Here is a 15543-nt window from a genome sequence, read left to right on the forward strand (position 1 = left end):
CTGAAACCCTCATCCCCGCCAGTGGCCTCACCCAGCCCCAGGGCCTCGTAGGCCGCACACAGGACATCCCACAGCAGAGCCGAGCGCTGAGCGACGACTACCGCCTGCGCGGCCTGGCCGGCGGCCTGAGGTGTCAGGCCGGCCAGGTCCAGCACGCCCTGGCCGCCCCGGATCTTCTCCCGCCCAGCCTGAATCAGGGCCGCCAGCTCCGCCTCACCCGTGGGCTGAGCCCAGGTGCTCCACAATCCGGCGCACCCCGTGCTCCTTGGCCACGATCTGCACCGCCGTAGCCCCCGACGCTGTACGCACCTTCCGAATAAACGGGCTCACACGCCATCACTCTACAGGCCACCGGATTAGTGCCCCACAACCACCAACCCAACCACGCCACACCAACGAAAAACCACGATCCCGACGTCATGTCACCAAAAGTGGCACGAGTCAGGTCTGAGACCGTGGTCTGCGACGTTACCGCGCCTGGTACGGCGGTCCGTTCTGCATCTTGCCACGCCGCTGGCGTGGCGGCCTCCACAGTGTTTCGGCGGGACATGCAACGTGTCGATTTGGCATCCTGGAGTTATGAGCACAGGTATGCTCGGTTATGGAGCACCCCAGAACAACGGCTACGGAAACACCGGCCAGGGATACGGCTATGGCGCGTCGCAGCCCGGCGCCTCCGGACCGTACGGTTCCATGCCCCCGGTCCCGCCCACCCTCACGATTGGTGACGGGCTGTCCTGGGCGTGGTCCCGCATCACCGACAACGCTGTGGTCCTGCTGGTCGGCTTTGGCATCTGGACGATCCTCGCCGGCGTCGGGGTGCAGGCGAGCTACACGGTCGACGGCGTCGAGCACAGCTACGGCCTGGGAATCCCCGGCGGCAACGTCATCTCTCTGGCTGCCATGTTGGTCGGTCCCATCGCCACGGCGCATGTGGGGCTACTAACATCCTCCGGTCGCAAGGCGAGCTTCGGCGACTTCTTCACCTTCCCGAACTTCCTGCAGGCCTTCCTTGCCATGCTCCTCTCGGGCCTGGCCACCGTGATCGGCTCCATCTTCCTGATCGTTCCCGGCATCATCCTGTACTACCTGTTCACCTTCGTCAGGTTTGCAGCGGTCGAGCACCACCTGGATGCCATCGCCGCCATGCGCCACTCGATGCGCCTGCTGTCGGCCAACGTCGGCGTGCTGCTGCCGTTCGCGCTGATCGGTTTCCTCCTGACCGTCGCCGGAACCGTCACCGTCATCGGCTGGATCGTCACCGTTCCCCTGGTCGCTCTAATGACCACCTACGCCTACGTGCGCGTCCAGGGACGCGACGTGGCCCGCTACCCGAGCCAGGGCTGACCCGCGTCGACGGCGGTGTGCGGCGTCGTCGGCCCTCACCGGGGTCGGAGCCCGGCGTGCTTCCGGTCACCTTGTGCCCGGGACACACCGATGTCTCGCGATATGGGACGGATATCGTCATAGGGTGAAGCTAGCGTCGTCGCATCTTTGATGGGGCGACGAGCACGCCTGCCCCGAACTGAGGAGTCTCACGTGGAGTTGCAGTGGTGGTCCATACTGCCCTTCGTTGTCATGCTGGCATCGATCGCGGTCCTGCCGCTCGTGCCGGCAACGTCCCATTGGTGGGAGAAGAACTCCCACCAACTGCTGGTCGCCCTCGTCCTGGGACTGCCCGTCGCGGTCTGGATGCTGGTGGCCATTGGCTGGGAGCCCGTATTCGCCTCCGTGGTGGAGTACATCCAGTTCATCTCTCTGCTACTGGCGCTGTTCGTGGTCTCGGGCGGCATATTCCTCAGGGGTGACATTCAGGCGACCCCCCGCAACAACACCATCTTCCTGGCGATAGGTGCGCTGCTGGCCAGCTTCGTCGGCACCACCGGTGCCGCCATGCTGCTGATCCGTCCGCTGCTGAACACCAACCGCGAGCGCGAGTACCGGGTCCACACCGTCCTGTTCACCATCTTCATGGTCGCCAACTGTGGCGGCCTGTTGACCCCGCTCGGCGATCCGCCGCTGTTCCTGGGCTTCCTACGTGGCGTCCCCTTCACTTGGACGTTCAACCTCGCCGTCGAGTGGCTGTTCGTCAACGCCATGCTGCTGTCCATCTACTTCGCCCTGGACTCCTGGTACTACTCGCAGGAGCCCGCCGCCGACATCCTGGCCGACAAGACGGACATCGAGCCCCTCGGCCTGCGCGGCGCCAATAACCTGATCTGGTTCGTGGTCATCATCGCCGCCGTCGCCTTCGCCCCCTCCATCGACGCCGAGGCCATAGAGGAGGGGCACGCCACCGTCATGGACTGGATCCCGCTTCGGGAGATGATCATGCTCGCCGCCGCCGGCGCCTCCTACAAGCTGGGCGACAAACGCGCCCGTTTCGAGGATAACCAGTTCGAGTGGGGGCCGATTGCCGAGGTGGCCGCGCTGTTCATCGGCATCTTCCTGACCATGATTCCGGCCCTGCGCTACCTGGATGAAGTCGCCGGCAGCCTGCCGCTGAACGAGATCACCTTCTTCGTGTTCACTGGCGGCCTGTCCTCCCTACTGGACAACGCCCCCACCTACGCGACCTTCTTCGAGATGGCCGGTCAGATCCCTCACCCCGGCGGGGCCACGGTTGCCGGCGTGCCCGAGTTGTACCTGCGCTCCATCTCGCTGGGCGCGGTCCTGTGCGGCGCCCTGACCTACATCGGCAACGGCCCGAACTTCATGGTCAAGTCCGTCGCCGAGGCGCGCGACGTCGAGATGCCCTCCTTCGGCGGCTACATCGGCCGCTCCTTCATGTACCTGGTGCCCGTGCTGGCCGCCATGGTCCTGCTGTTCATCGCCAACCCGCTGTGGGCCAAGCTCCTTGGCGTCGTGCTGGTAGTCGTGCTGCTGGCCAACAATGTCCGGCTGCTGCGCTCCAGCCGCCGCCTGGCGCTGGCGGACGCCTGACGACGGCGCTCACCGCCGCCGATACGAGCGGGCCGGCCCCGGACACCCGCAGGTGTCCGGGCCCCTCGTATTTGTCCGTCTCACATCTATCGGGCCGGCCATATCTACCGATCTCGGCACGTAACTTCTACCGATCTCGGCGAGTTGTGCCGGGCAGCCGGGGGGGCTCTCCTCAGGAGGCGGCCCGCTCGGTGACCCAGGCGATGAAGTTCTCCTCACCGGTGCCGGTCAACTCGGCCATGGTGTGCCCCTGGCCCCAGATGGTCGCGAAGTCCACCGACTGGCCGGCCGCCTGCAGGGCTAGAGCCAGATTCACCTCGACCGTGGAGGCGGTGTCGCCCTGGGTGATACCGGTGCGGATGCGCCAGTTCGGTGCCACCGTCGAGGTGCCTGCGCCCTCGTAGGCGCTGGACAGGAAGTACATCGGGTTGTACATGTGCTCGCGGGTCAGCACATCGACGCCGAGCGCGTCGGTCTGCGCAAAGTCCGAGTCGTACTCGGAAGAGCCGTACTCGTCAGACCAGTTGGTCAGGGACGCATAGGCGTCCTGGTTGGCAGCGATCACGTCGCGGGAGAGCTCGGAGAAGTGCATCGCCGTCTGCCCGACCCCGAGGACCGTGTTCTCCGTCTGACCGCGGTCGACGCCGTCGAGCGCGCCCACGTCCTTGGTCGCCGCCTTCTGGCTGGTGACGAAGCCCTCCAGGCCGGTGATCGTGGCCGTGTTGGTCGAGGAGTCGTAGGAGACCCACTCCACGTCCTCATTCAGGGCCGCGATGTAGTCCTCCACCGTCTCGTAGGTGACCGACTCGGAGGAATCCGCCGAGGAGCCCTCCCCGGGGCCGCCCGCGCCGGCGGTGGCGCCGTCTCCGTCCGGGCCGCCGTCGGCGAGGGCACCCTGCGTGCCCTCGCCGACGGGCGCGCTGTCTGGGGCGCCGGAGGGGAGCCCGGAGGTGCTGTCGGCTGAGTCGCCTGGACCGCCCTCAGGCGCGCCGGAGCCGCCCTGGGCCTCCATACCGGCCATCTCGGTGGCGTTGGGCGTGTAAGGGAACTCGGTGGTGGACAGGAAGTCGTTCAGGGACTGCTCGACCACCGCGACCATGTGGTTGTAGTAGGAGCCGGCCAGGTACTGCCCGTCCGCGGACTCCTGAAGGGTCAGGGTGCTGCCGTCGGAGTCGACCAGGCCCAGGCCGTTGAGGTAGCTGGCGTAGGCGGCGGCCAGGTTCTTGGAGTACGCCTCCGTCCAGGTGCCCTCCTCGCGGGTGCCGGTGGTGGCGAACTGGCCCATGTTCCACTCGTAAGCGGCGTTGGCGGCATCCAGGCTGGTGATCGGGCACCAGCACATGGCCCCCGCGATCGCGTCCGACAGTGCCTTGCCGTCGGCGTCGGTGGTGGCCGCGCCGAGCGCCTCCAGGTAGGGGGTGTATAGCGCGGAGTCGCCGGAGGCTCCCATTACGGCGGACTGGGCGCCGCCGCCGGAGTGGCCGAACACGAAGATCTGCTCCGGGTCGCCGGGTAGGGCGGAGGTGTTGTAGCGCAGGTACCGGACGGCGGCCTTCAGGTCGGTCACACCCCAGGGCGCGTTGCCGGGGGCGGCGTCGGTGGTGGAGTCCTTGCCGCGCAGCCCCGCCTGTACGTAGATGAAGCCGGCCTCCATGTAGGCAGACACCGTGTCGTAGGAGTACTCGCCGGGCGGCTGCTGGGCGGCGTAGCCCGGGGTGTTGACCGGCAGCACGATCGGCGCCGTCGTGGCCGTCCAGTCGCCCACCGCGCCGTCGGAGGCGACCTCGGCGGTGAAGGTGCCGTCCCCGTTGTCGGTGGCGGACATGTAGGCGCCGGGCACGAAGACGCCAAGGGCCTCGTAGCTGGTGTCCTGGGGGGAGGCCACGTAGGACAGTCCCAGCTGGTAGTACACGTCGCCGTCGGCGTCATAGCTCCAGGCCGCCGGGTTGAGCGCCAGGTCGGTGCTGGTGGTGGAGGCGGCTGGGGAGCCCGAGGTATTGGTCGAACTGCCGGAGTCGTTGGAGCAAGCAGCCAGTCCCGCGACGCCGAGTAGCGTCGCCACCGGCACCGCGCGCATGACGGTGCGTCGTGAGAGGATCATCGTTGGATTCCTTCCAGTTGATGTCAGGGTGACAGACAGGATGCAACCGGTGCCGTCTGAGCGTAACCCGGGAGTCTTGCTGTGAGTCGCTTGTGAGGTTGCCGGGCTCGTGCGGAGACGGCCATGCCCAGTGGCAGGTGCCACTTCTACCGATCTGGGCACGTCACTACTACCGATCTCGGCGTTTGAGGGTGGGGCAGGAGCGAGGAGGGCGCGTCATCAGCGGGTGCCGGGGGCGGTAACGAAGTCGATCAACTCTTCCATGCGGCCCAGCAGACTCGGCTCCAGATCCTTGTAGGAGCGCACCGTCGCCAGAATCCGCTGCCAGCCGCGGGCGATATCCGCCTGGTCGGCATGCGGCCACCCCAGCGCCTCCAGGGTGCCGTGCTTGATGTCGGTGCCGCGGGGAATCTCCGGCCAAGCCTGCAGGCCCACGCGGGCGGGCCGCACCGCCTGCCACACATCCACATACGGGTGCCCCAGGATCAGCACGTTCTCGCCGCCGGGCATGGCCCGCACCTGCTCGGCTATGCGCGACTCCTTCGAGCCGGGCACCAGGTGGTCCACGAGCACTCCCGCCCGCCGCTGAGACGAGGGACCGAAGGCGGCCATGACCTCCTCGAGGTTGTCGACGCCGTCCAGCATGAGCACCACCACGCCCTCATGGCGCAGGTCATCACCCCACACCTTCTCCACCAGCTCGGCGTCGTGCTTGCCCTCTACCCAGATGCGCGAGGCCCGCGCCACCCGGGCCCGCTCGCCCTCGACGGCATAGGAGCCCGAGGCGGTCAGTCTGCGTCCGCCGGCGCTGACCGGACCGGCGGGGGGACGCCTGCGCGGGGCCGGCGGGTCCACGATCACGGGCCGGCCCTCCAGCCAGAAGCCCGGCCCGAGTGGGAAGGCGCGGTGCACGCCCCGCCGATCCTCCAGCACCACCAGGTGCTTGCCGCCGGACTTCTCCACGGCCACCGCCGCCCCCACGAAGCCGGTCTGGCGGTCCTCGAGCACCATGCCGCGCGTGAGGGCCACATGCACCGACTCCGGGCGCACCGCCGTCGGGCCCACTCGGTGGGGGTCCACCGCCAGCACATCCCCGCCGTAACGGTTGTCGGCCGAAGGGCGCGCGGGCGGGGGAGCGGCGGCCTTCCGGCCCCCACGCCCCGCCGCGGAACGCCCGGAAGCCGCGGCCGCTCGGGCCGCACCCTCCGGGGCGCCGCTGCGACGTGCGGCGGCCTGCTGGCGGGCGGCCTGTTCCCGCAGGGCCCGACGGCGTGCCGCCGTCGCCCCGGGCACGACGCCGCGGGCGTTGGAAGTGGACTGGGAGCCGGAACGGCGGGAGGGTGGCGTGTTCACTCTGGGCACGGTAGGGGAAGGTCACGCCGTCGGCCCTGATTGCCGGCCGCGGCGCGGCGTAGGATGGCACTCGCGCCCCGGGAGTGCTAACGGCGTCGGCCGGCCCGGTGACGCCTGAACCGGCGGCCGGGCGTCGCGTCGCCCCGTGCGCGCATCGCAGACGAGAAGGGAGGGCCCCATGTCGGACGATCGCCGTCTGAAGGTGCTGTCCGCCATCGTCACCGACTACGTGCGCACCCGCGAGCCGGTCGGCTCACGCGCCCTGGTGGAGCGCTACCGGCTGGGCGTCTCCCCGGCCACCATCCGCAACGACATGGCCACCCTGGAGGACGAGGGCTACATCCACCAGCCGCACACCAGTGCCGGTCGCGTCCCCACCGAGAAGGGCTACCGCCGCTTCGTCGATGAGGTGGCCCGCATCAAGCCCCTCTCCGCCCCCGAGCGGGCCGCCATCAACGCCCTGCTGTCCGGCGCCGTCGACCTGGAGCAGGTGGTCGCCCGCACCGTGCGCGCGCTCGCCCAACTGACCGGCCAGCTGGCGGTCGTCGAGTACCCGAGTCTGCGCCGCACCACCCTGCGTCACCTCGAACTGGTGGCCCTCGGCCCCACCCGCCTGCTCATGGTCATCATCACCGACACCGGCCGCGTCGAGCAGCGCACCGTCGGCCTGTCCGGGCGCGGCCCCGACGGGCTGGTGGACCCGGCCGTCCTGGAGCGGCTGCGCCTGCGGCTGAACACCGCCCTGGTCGGCCGCCGCGCCGTCGAGGTGGTCCCGGTGCTCGCCGCCCTGGCCGAGCAGGCGCCCGCCGACGAGCGCGCCGTGCTGGCCGCCGTCACCGACGAGCTGATCGCCGCTCTGCGGCCCGACGCCGAGGAGCGCATCGTCGTCGCCGGCACCGCCAACCTCGCCCGCTCCCTGGACTTCACCGCCATCGGCACGCTCCTGGACGCGGTTGAGGAACAAGTGGTGCTGCTGCGCCTGTTCACCTCCGAGGACGCCGCCCACCGCGACGACGCCGACGACACCGGAACCACCGTGCGCATCGGCTCGGAGACCCACGAGGACGCCCTGGCGGAGGCCTCGGTCGTCTCCGCCGCCTACGGCCCCGGGGACGCCGTCGCCCACCTGGGCGTAATCGGCCCCACCCGCATGGACTATCCGGCCACCATGGCGGCCGTGCGCGCGGTCGCCCGCTACCTGTCCCGGTTCCTGACCGGGACGGAGGGCAGCGCGCCGGGCTGACCCGCCCACCGAGAATCCGACACCACCCCACCACGAAGGAACACCAGCAAGCGTGAGCGACTACTACGACGTCCTCGGCGTCACCCGCCAGGCCACGGCCGAGGAGATCAAGAAGGCCTACCGCAAGAAGGCCCGCCAGCTGCACCCCGACGTCGCCGGCCCGGGGCACGAGGACGAGTTCAAGAAGGTCTCCGCCGCCTACGAGGTCCTGTCCGACTCCGAGAAGCGGAAGATGTACGACCTGGGCGGTGAGGACGCCCTGCACGGCAACAACGGCTTCGGCGGTGGCTTCACCGGTGACTTCGGCAGCTTCTCCGACTTGTTCCAGCAGGCCTTCTTCGGCGGCGCAGCCTCCCGCGGCCCGGCGTCCCGCACCCGCCGGGGCCAGGATTCGCTACTGGCCGTGGACGTGGACCTGGCCGACGTCGTCTTCGGCGCCACCAAGACCGTCACCATGGACACCTACGTCGTGTGCGACACGTGCAACGGGTCCTGCTGCGCCCCCGGCACCTCGCCGGTCACCTGTGCCGAGTGCAACGGCCAGGGCTCGGTCCAGCGCATGCAGCGCTCCCTGCTCGGCAACGTGGTCACCTCCATGCCCTGCCCGCGCTGCCAGGGGTACGGCACCGTCATCGCCTCCCCCTGCAAGGACTGCGACGGTGAGGGCCGCAAGCACGTGCGCACCCCGATCGACATCAACATTCCCGCCGGCGTGTCAACCGGAACCCGCATCCGCATGGGCGGGCGCGGCGAGGCCGGGCCCGCCGGCGGCCCCAACGGCGACCTGTACGTGGAGATCCACGAGAGGGAGCACGAGGCCTTCACCCGCGAGGGCGACGACCTGTACACCGAGCTGCGCGTGCCCATGACCGCCGCCGCCCTCGGCGCCTCCTTCCCGCTGGAGACCTTCGACGGCGAGCGCAATGTCTCCGTGCGCGCCGGCACCCAGGGCGGGGACGAGATCGTCCTGTCCGGCCTCGGCGTGGGGCGGTTGCGCCGCCCCGGCCGCGGCGACCTGCGCGTGCAGATCGTGGTGGAGACCCCCACCCGCCTGAACGACCGGCAGCGCGAGCTGCTGACGGAGCTGGCCTCCCTGCGCGGTGAGGACGGCTACGCCGCCCCCAAGGACGAGTCCATGATGGGCAAGCTGAAGGAGAAGCTGTCCGGCCGCTGACGGGTCTGCCGACACGGACGCGATGCGGGCGGCGCCTCCCGGGCCGCCCGCATCGGGCTACTCGGCGCCGTTGGCGGGCCAGTACAGCGAATCCGGGGTGGGGCGCGCACCGAAGATCGCCTGCCCCACGCGCACACACGTGGAACCGCCCGCAATGGCCAGCTCGAAGTCACCGCTCATGCCCATGGACAGTTGCCCATCGCCGACCGTGCCCGCTTGCAGCCCGGCGTCGCGCAGGGTGCGCATGATGCGGAAGCACTCGCGGATGCGGTCGGCGTCGTCGGTGTGGGCGGCCAGCGTCATCAGGCCGCGCACCCGCAGCGCCGAGTAGGCCGGCAGGGCCGCCAGGAAGTCGGCGACGGCGTCCGGCTCCAGGCCGAACTTGGAGGCCTCTCCGGAGGAGTTGACCTGCACGTACACGTCCAGGCCGCGCCCGGCCGCCTGCAGCCGCCGATCCAGGGCCTCGGCCACGCGCAGGGAGTCCAGGGCCTGGAACTCGTCGGCGAAGGCCGCCACGTCCTTGGCCTTGTTGGTCTGCAGGTGGCCGATCAGCGCCCAGTGGATGCCCAGGTCGGCCAGGTTCGCCGCCTTCCGCTTGGCCTCCTGCACCTTGTTCTCACCCATTTGAGTGATGCCGGCGGCCCAGGCGGCCCGCAGGCGCTCCTCCGGCACCGTCTTGGACACCGGCAGCAGCCGAATCTCGGCGGGGTCCCGGCCGGCGGCACGGGCGGCGGCGTCGATGCGGGCGCGCACGGCGGCCAGGTTGCGGCGGAAGTCCTCCACGGTGGTGGCCGTGGGGGCGCTGGACGGCTGCGCGGCGGGTTCGGAGCCGGCGGCAGGCGGTGCGGTGGACGGTTGGGGGGACGGGAGGGACGACGGATCGGTCATGTTCCGTGACGCTAGCACCGCGGCACTGACCCGTCCGGAACCGTACCCTGTAAGTGTGACTGCACCCGTCTTCCTCATCACACCCGAAACGCTCGAACCCACCGGGGCGGCCACCACCGCCACGCCCGGGGCCCGACTCACACTGACCGGTCCGGAGGCGCATCACGCGGTCTCCGTGCGGCGCCTGCATCCGGGAGAGCGGGTCGACCTGGTGGACGGACGGGGCCTGCGCCTGGTGTGCGAGGTGACCGACGCGGCCGCCGACGGTGGACGGCGGGAGCGCCTGGGCGTGCAGGTCGTGCAGCGGATCCAGGAGCCCGACGCGGGGCTGAAACTGGTGCTGGTGCAGGCGCTGGCCAAGGGCGGGCGCGACGAGCAGGCGATCGAGACCGCCACCGAGGTGGGTGCGGATCTGGTGGTGCCCTGGTGGGCCGAGCGCTGCGTTGCGGTGTGGCGCGGCGTGAAGGCGACCCGCGGGCGCCAGCGCTGGCAGGCCGCCGCCCGCGAGGCCGCCAAGCAGTCGCGGCGGGCACGCGTGCCCGAGATCGCGGAGCTGCTCACCACCGCCGAGCTGTCCGGGTGGGTGCGACAGGTGTGCGAGGCCGGCGGGACGGTGCTGGTACTGCACGAGGAGGCGACCAAGCCGATCGGCGACGCGGCGCTGCCGGAGACGCGGGCGGGTGCGGGAGCGTCGGAGGGGGCTGGTACAACCGAAGGCGACCCTCGGGAGGGTGCCGGTGGTGCGGGAGAGGCGCCGGTGCTGGCCGTCGTCGTCGGGCCCGAAGGCGGCATCAGCGACACGGAGGTGGAGGCGCTGGAGGACGCCGGGGCACGCGCCGTGCGCCTGGGGCCGCATGTGCTGCGCACGGCATCGGCCGGACCGGTCGCGCTCGCGGTCCTCGCCCAGCGCACCGGCCTGTGGGGCTGAGACGGGTCTTCAGCGGGGGGATGAGTGGCCGAAGCGCTTGTGCGCGGCCTGCTTCGAGACGCCGAGGGCGGCGCCTATCACTGTCCATGACTCACCGGCCGCACGAGCGTCGGCGACGGCGTGAGCCAGGTCTTGTTCCGCATCGATCACGTGTTTTTTCACGGCGATGATGCGCCGGAAGTGCGTGGCGTCGCGTGATGGCGTGCGTGCCGGGTCGAGAGACTGCAGGCCGGTATCCGGAGAACTGGTCGTAGTCGTAGTTGTTCGCTGCATGGGAATCACTTCAGAAAGACGTAGAACTTCGGCCGTAGACGGTCTGCATGGATTATGCGAGCAGGTGCGGCTGAGGGAACAGCGACCAACTCGAGCAGACTCGAATCCAATGCTGGACCAATCACGAGTAATCGTTCCTCCCCGTCATACTCGTACTCGACCAATCGCAACGCGTTCTCCCAGGCGTGGACGACGTCATCGGCTGAGACACCGTGTTTGAGGGCCGACCGAGTAACCCTCATCCGTCAACCTTACGTTGACGAGTTTGGTTGGTCAAGAGTGCACCACGCGGCGCGCTCCGCCATACCGTTGCGGTACTGATTCGTTGAGGCATCATGCGTACAAGATCGCACGCCCCACTGACACGAATTCGGGCGCATTGCTGGCCTCTGCCGGGAGCGATCTGCGCGCGGCATGGCAGTTGCGCTGGGCTCGCGGGAGCGGGTGGCTTCAGCTTCGGGCCAGTTGTGAGACCCGCTGGGTGGTGACTCCCATAAGGGTGGCGATGTCGCGTAGCGGTAGGCCGTCGGCGCGCAACAGGGTGACGGCGCGGCGTGAGGCGGCTGCCGCGGCCGCACTGGCTTTTGTGGATGCTTGCGCTGCTGCCTTGTACTGTTCTACGGCGTCTACGTAGTTCGCGTTGCGTACCGTGTAGTGCACCTCGAAGTCGTCTGTGGGGCGCCCCGTCATGAGGACGGCGGCATCGGTGACCATCGGGACGACTTCATCGAGACGTCGCGCCTGGGTGGAGTACTCGTGGCCTTCAAGGGTGAAGTCGATCGCCCACCAACCCTCGCAGTAAAGTGCCATGGCTTCAATTCTGGTCATCGTTTGCTCCTCCGTAAGATTGCCCGTGCGGTCATCTCGTTGATCTCCCGGTGGCGGGGGATGGGCTCGCTCCACGTCCCTATGGTTGCCTTGGTGTGCCTTCCGCCCTCGGTGAGTACAAGCTTCTGTCCCTTCTGACGGGCGACCTCCTCCAACTGCCGGATGAGATCTCTGCGCTTCATTATTCAATCCCCCTTTCGGCAAGTAGTCAAGAGGTGTTGCAGGCGGTTCCTTTCGACTCAAGTGTCCGCCAGGGGTACGACACGAATTCGGGCGCATTGCTGCCCTCTGCCGGGAGCGGTCTGCAGGCGCGGCGATACGATGTCGGCGGACCGTGCAGGCGGCGGGGCGGGCGCGCCCGGGCGGCCCGCATATTGACCTTGCTTGCCGCCGGACGTCCAGGAGGAGACCGTGCCCGACACCATGACCGCCCTGCTGCTCGACCGGCCGGCCGGGCCCGACGAGCTCTCCGCAGCCATGCGCCTGGGGCGGCTGCCCTTCCCCGAGCCCGGTCACGGCCAGGTCCGGCTGCGCGTGGAGGCCTGCTCCCTGAACCCCGTGGACTGGAAGGTCGCTCGCGGCGGCAACCCGGCCTGGACCTGGCCCCACGTGCTCGGCCTCGACGTGGCCGGCACCGTCGACGCCCTCGGACCCGGCGTTGCCACTCCCGCCGAGGACGGCGCCACCGCGCTGCGCCCCGATCTCGCCGTCGGCGACACGGTCGCCCTGCACCACGACCTGCGGCGCCCCGGCGGCCTGGCCCAGTACGTCGTCGTCGACGCCCTCGCACTGGCGCACCTGCCGGACGCGGTCTCCGCCACCGACGCCGCCGCCCTGCCCTGCGCCGGCATGACCGCCTACCACGCCCTCACCCGCCGCCTGCGCCTGGCCGCCGGGCAGACCATTCTCATCACCGCCGGGGCCGGGGGAGTGGGCGGCTACGCCGTGCAGATCGCCCACCACCTGGGCGCCCGCGTCGTCGCCACCGCCTCGACCGATAAGGTGCGGGCCGTCCGCGCCCTCGGCGCCGACGAGGTCATCGACTACCGCGCCGCCGGCGATCCCGACGCCGTCGCCGCGGCGGCCCGCGCCCTCACTCCGCAGGGGCGTGGCGTAGACGCCGTGCTCGACACGCTCGACGGCGCCTCCGCCACCGCGAATCTGGGCGCGCTCGCCTTCAACGGCGCCCTGGCGTTCATCGGTGGGTGCCCCGATCTGTCTGCCATGCCGGGATTCACGATCTCGCCCTCGATCCACGAGGTCTCCCTCGGCGCCGCCTACTCCGCGGGCACCGCCCGCGACCGCGCGGACCTGGCGACCATGCTCACCGAGATGCTGGAACTGGTCGCCGCCGGGCGGCTCGACGCCCGCGTGGCCGAGACGGTGCCGCTTGACGCGGTGCCCGCCGCCTACGCCCAACTGGCTCGGGGGCACCAGGCCGGCAAGCTCGTGTGCGACGTGGCCGGGTCGGCGGTGGCGGCGGCCTCCTAAAGTCCGGCGGTAATGAGGACACCGCACGTATCCTTCGACTCGTCAATAGTTGCGCAGGAGGGGCGAGATGGGCACGCGAGGGCGTAGGCGGGCCGGGAGCCCGGACGCCCGGCAGGCGATTCTAGAGGCGGCCCGCGCCGCCTTCGCCCGCGACGGCTACAACGCCTCGCTGCGAGGCATCGCCCGGGCGGCCGGCGTCGACCCCGCCCTGGTGCACCACTACTTCCCGGAGCGCTCGCACCTGTTCGTGGAGGCCGTCTATGACGGGCCGGACGGGCCCGTCATGGATCCGGCCGTTCTGGACGACGTCCGGCGCCTGCCCGCCTCTCGGCAGGGAACCGCCTTGGTGCGCCTGTTCGTGACCCAGTGGGACCGCATGGGGGCGGACCGCTTCGCCGCGGTGGTGCGCGCGGCGCTGGCTCACGAGGGCGTTGTCGCCCGCATACGGGAGCTCGTGGTGGGCGCCCTGGTGACTCCGCTGGTCGAACGTGTGGCTCCCGATCGGGTCCGGCTGCGGTCCCAGCTGATCGCGGGACACCTGGTCGGGTTGGGCATGACGCGCTGGATCGCCCGCCTCGACGCCGTATCCGCCGCAAGCCCGGAGGAGCTCGCGGCCGCCGTGGGTCCGGTGATCCAGCGCTACCTGACCGGTGACCTCGGCGACGCGCACGATGTCCCGGTCGAGGATGCCGGGGCCTTCAAGACCATGGAAGAACCCGAGGAGTAGTCCGCAGTCCTTGCCGGACCGCTGCCGTGCCCCCTATATTCATCGCATGATGAAAAATGGCTTGGGTGCTGTCGTCGGTCATGCCGATCCGGCCGTCGCGGAGGCTGTCGGCAGTGCGGTACACGTGCGCGGACTGCGGGTGAGCCGCGGCGGCACCGAGATCCTCCACGGCCTGGACCTGGACCTGCGTCCCGGCTCCATCACAGGCCTGCTGGGGCCGTCCGGCTGTGGTAAGACCACCCTGATGCGGGTACTCGTCGGGGTGCAGTGCTACGACGGCGTGGTGAGGGTCCTGGGGGAGCGGCCGGGCACGCCCGCCGTGCGCGGCCGGATCGGATACGTCACCCAGGCGGCGGCCGTGTACAAGGACCTGACCGCCCGCCAGAACCTGCGCTACTTCGCCGCGCTGGCCGGGGCGCGCGCCCGCGACATCGACGAGGTGCTGGACACGGTGGGGCTGACCGAGCTTGCCGACCGGCGCGTGAGTACGTTTTCCGGCGGTGAGACCGGACGGGTTTCGCTCGCCTGCGCCCTGGTGGCCGGCCCGGAACTGCTGGTACTGGATGAGCCGACGGTCGGCCTGGACCCGCTGACCCGGGAGGGGCTGTGGGCCACCTTCCGGGAACTGGCCGATGCGGGCGCCACCCTGCTGATCTCCAGCCACGTCATGGATGAGGCCTTCCACTGCGATCGCGTGCTGCTCATGCGCTCCGGCCGCTTCCTGGCCTCCACGACTGCGGGCGAGCTGCTGGAGCGCACGGGCGCCGACACCCTCGACGCGGCCTTCCTCGACGTCGTCCGGCATGCGGGGCGAACGGAGCAGGGGGAGGGACAGTGATGAACGCGCGCACCTTCGCCGCTACCGTGCGCCGGGTGCTGGCGCAGCTGGCCGCCGACCGGCGCACCCTCGGACTGATCATGGTGGTGCCCGCCGCGCTGCTGACCCTGCTGTACTTCGTCTACTACGACTATCCGCACGGCGAGCAGCTGTTCAACCGGATCGCCGTGGCCATGATGGCGATCCTGCCGATGCTGGTGATGTTCCTGGTCACCAGCGTCACCATGCTGCGTGAGCGCGGCTCCGGCACCCTGGAGCGGCTGTGGACCACTCCGCTGCACCGCGCCGACCTGCTGCTCGGCTATGCCGCCGCCTTCACCGCCACCGCCGTGGGGCAGTCGCTGCTGCTGTGCGCGGTGGCCGCCTGGTGCCTGGGGGTGCAGATCACCGCCCCCTGGGCGTGGGTGATCCTCACCGCGCTGGTCGACGGCTTCCTCGGCGTGGCGCTGGGGCTGTTCGTATCCGCCTTCGCCCGCACCGAGTTCCAGGCCGTCCAGTTCTTCCCCGTGATCATCGGCCCGCAGATCTTCCTGTGCGGGCTGCTGGTGGCCCGCGACCAGCTGCCGCGCGTGCTGGAGCTGTGCAGCAACGTGCTGCCCATGAGCTGGGCCGTCGACGCCGTCGGCGAGCTGAGCACGAGCACCGCGCCGACCACCGCCTTCGCCGCCGACCTGGGGCTGGTGGCCGGGGTGGGGGTGGCGATCCTCGCGGTAGCCGCCCTGACCGTGCCGCGGCGGGTGCGGTGAGGGCGGCGTG

At 70.1% G+C, this 15543-nt stretch carries 14 protein-coding genes and 1 pseudogene; 9 read left to right on the plus strand and 6 right to left on the minus strand.

The genetic code is table 11. The annotated features are described in order from the left end of the window. A pseudogene (locus DRB06_RS16540) lies at window positions 1–245 on the minus strand (hypothetical protein); the annotation flags it as partial. A 334-nt stretch (window positions 246–579) separates the two neighbouring features. Here DRB06_RS16540 and DRB06_RS05610 point away from each other — a divergent pair. After that, on the plus strand, window positions 580–1347 hold the full coding sequence (locus DRB06_RS05610) for a hypothetical protein (RefSeq protein WP_146750809.1): 768 nt from the start codon (window positions 580–582) through the stop codon (window positions 1345–1347). Between the two features lie 192 nt (window positions 1348–1539). After that, window positions 1540–2943 (plus strand): sodium:proton antiporter, encoded by a 1404-nt coding sequence (locus tag DRB06_RS05615; protein ID WP_111819350.1) that lies wholly within the window; start codon window positions 1540–1542, stop codon window positions 2941–2943. 172 nt (window positions 2944–3115) lie between these two features. Here DRB06_RS05615 and DRB06_RS05620 read toward each other — a convergent pair whose 3' ends face one another. Together DRB06_RS05620 and DRB06_RS05625 are read right to left on the minus strand one after the other, a co-directional pair. After that, window positions 3116–5044, minus strand: a complete 1929-nt coding sequence (locus tag DRB06_RS05620; RefSeq protein ID WP_111819351.1) for a subtype A tannase — start codon at window positions 5042–5044, stop codon at window positions 3116–3118. A 219-nt stretch (window positions 5045–5263) separates the two neighbouring features. Beyond that, window positions 5264–6397, minus strand: coding sequence for a DUF3097 domain-containing protein (locus DRB06_RS05625; RefSeq protein WP_395994426.1), 1134 nt, complete (start codon window positions 6395–6397; stop codon window positions 5264–5266). A 178-nt stretch (window positions 6398–6575) separates the two neighbouring features. On the opposite strand from DRB06_RS05625, the gene hrcA reads away from it, so the two are divergent. After that, window positions 6576–7640: a heat-inducible transcriptional repressor HrcA gene (gene hrcA / locus DRB06_RS05630; protein WP_108967472.1), complete on the plus strand. Its 1065-nt coding sequence runs from the start codon at window positions 6576–6578 to the stop codon at window positions 7638–7640. Window positions 7641–7692: 52 nt separating this feature from the next. After that, the gene (gene dnaJ / locus DRB06_RS05635; protein ID WP_111819353.1) at window positions 7693–8814 is read left to right on the plus strand and encodes a molecular chaperone DnaJ; all 1122 of its coding nucleotides are present in this window, start codon (window positions 7693–7695) and stop codon (window positions 8812–8814) included. Between the two features lie 57 nt (window positions 8815–8871). Here the strand turns inward: dnaJ and DRB06_RS05640 are convergent, their stop codons facing one another. Continuing rightward, the gene (locus tag DRB06_RS05640; protein ID WP_111819354.1) at window positions 8872–9702 is read right to left on the minus strand and encodes a YggS family pyridoxal phosphate-dependent enzyme; all 831 of its coding nucleotides are present in this window, start codon (window positions 9700–9702) and stop codon (window positions 8872–8874) included. A gap of 55 nt (window positions 9703–9757) precedes the next feature. Between DRB06_RS05640 and DRB06_RS05645 the strand changes: the two genes are divergently transcribed. Continuing rightward, window positions 9758–10630 (plus strand): 16S rRNA (uracil(1498)-N(3))-methyltransferase, encoded by an 873-nt coding sequence (locus tag DRB06_RS05645; protein ID WP_111819370.1) that lies wholly within the window; start codon window positions 9758–9760, stop codon window positions 10628–10630. Window positions 10631–10639: 9 nt separating this feature from the next. Here DRB06_RS05645 and DRB06_RS05650 read toward each other — a convergent pair whose 3' ends face one another. Both DRB06_RS05650 and DRB06_RS05660 read right to left on the minus strand, forming a co-directional pair. Continuing rightward, window positions 10640–10903, minus strand: coding sequence for a hypothetical protein (locus DRB06_RS05650; protein WP_111819355.1), 264 nt, complete (start codon window positions 10901–10903; stop codon window positions 10640–10642). Between the two features lie 450 nt (window positions 10904–11353). Next, a complete protein-coding gene (locus tag DRB06_RS05660) occupies window positions 11354–11731 on the minus strand; it encodes a hypothetical protein (protein WP_073331526.1) in 378 nt (125 codons plus the stop codon). 411 nt (window positions 11732–12142) lie between these two features. Here DRB06_RS05660 and DRB06_RS05670 point away from each other — a divergent pair, with 411 nt between their 5' ends. From DRB06_RS05670 to DRB06_RS05685, 4 genes are all read left to right on the plus strand, one after another. Next, the gene (locus tag DRB06_RS05670) at window positions 12143–13222 is read left to right on the plus strand and encodes a zinc-binding dehydrogenase (protein WP_083565850.1); all 1080 of its coding nucleotides are present in this window, start codon (window positions 12143–12145) and stop codon (window positions 13220–13222) included. Between the two features lie 67 nt (window positions 13223–13289). Continuing rightward, window positions 13290–13949, plus strand: coding sequence for a TetR family transcriptional regulator (locus tag DRB06_RS05675; RefSeq protein ID WP_108967461.1), 660 nt, complete (start codon window positions 13290–13292; stop codon window positions 13947–13949). A 46-nt stretch (window positions 13950–13995) separates the two neighbouring features. Further along, window positions 13996–14787 carry an ABC transporter ATP-binding protein gene (locus DRB06_RS05680; RefSeq protein ID WP_258522152.1) on the plus strand — a complete coding sequence of 264 codons (792 nt, stop codon included), beginning with the start codon at window positions 13996–13998 and terminating at the stop codon, window positions 14785–14787. Further along, the gene (locus DRB06_RS05685) at window positions 14787–15533 is read left to right on the plus strand and encodes an ABC transporter permease (protein ID WP_108967458.1); all 747 of its coding nucleotides are present in this window, start codon (window positions 14787–14789) and stop codon (window positions 15531–15533) included. Before DRB06_RS05680 ends, DRB06_RS05685 begins: the two co-directional genes overlap by 1 nt. Window positions 15534–15543 lie beyond the last annotated feature (10 nt).

This window comes from Actinomyces sp. Z5, assembly GCF_003287795.1.
GTDB classification, from domain to species: Bacteria; Actinomycetota; Actinomycetes; order Actinomycetales; family Actinomycetaceae; genus Actinomyces; species Actinomyces glycerinitolerans.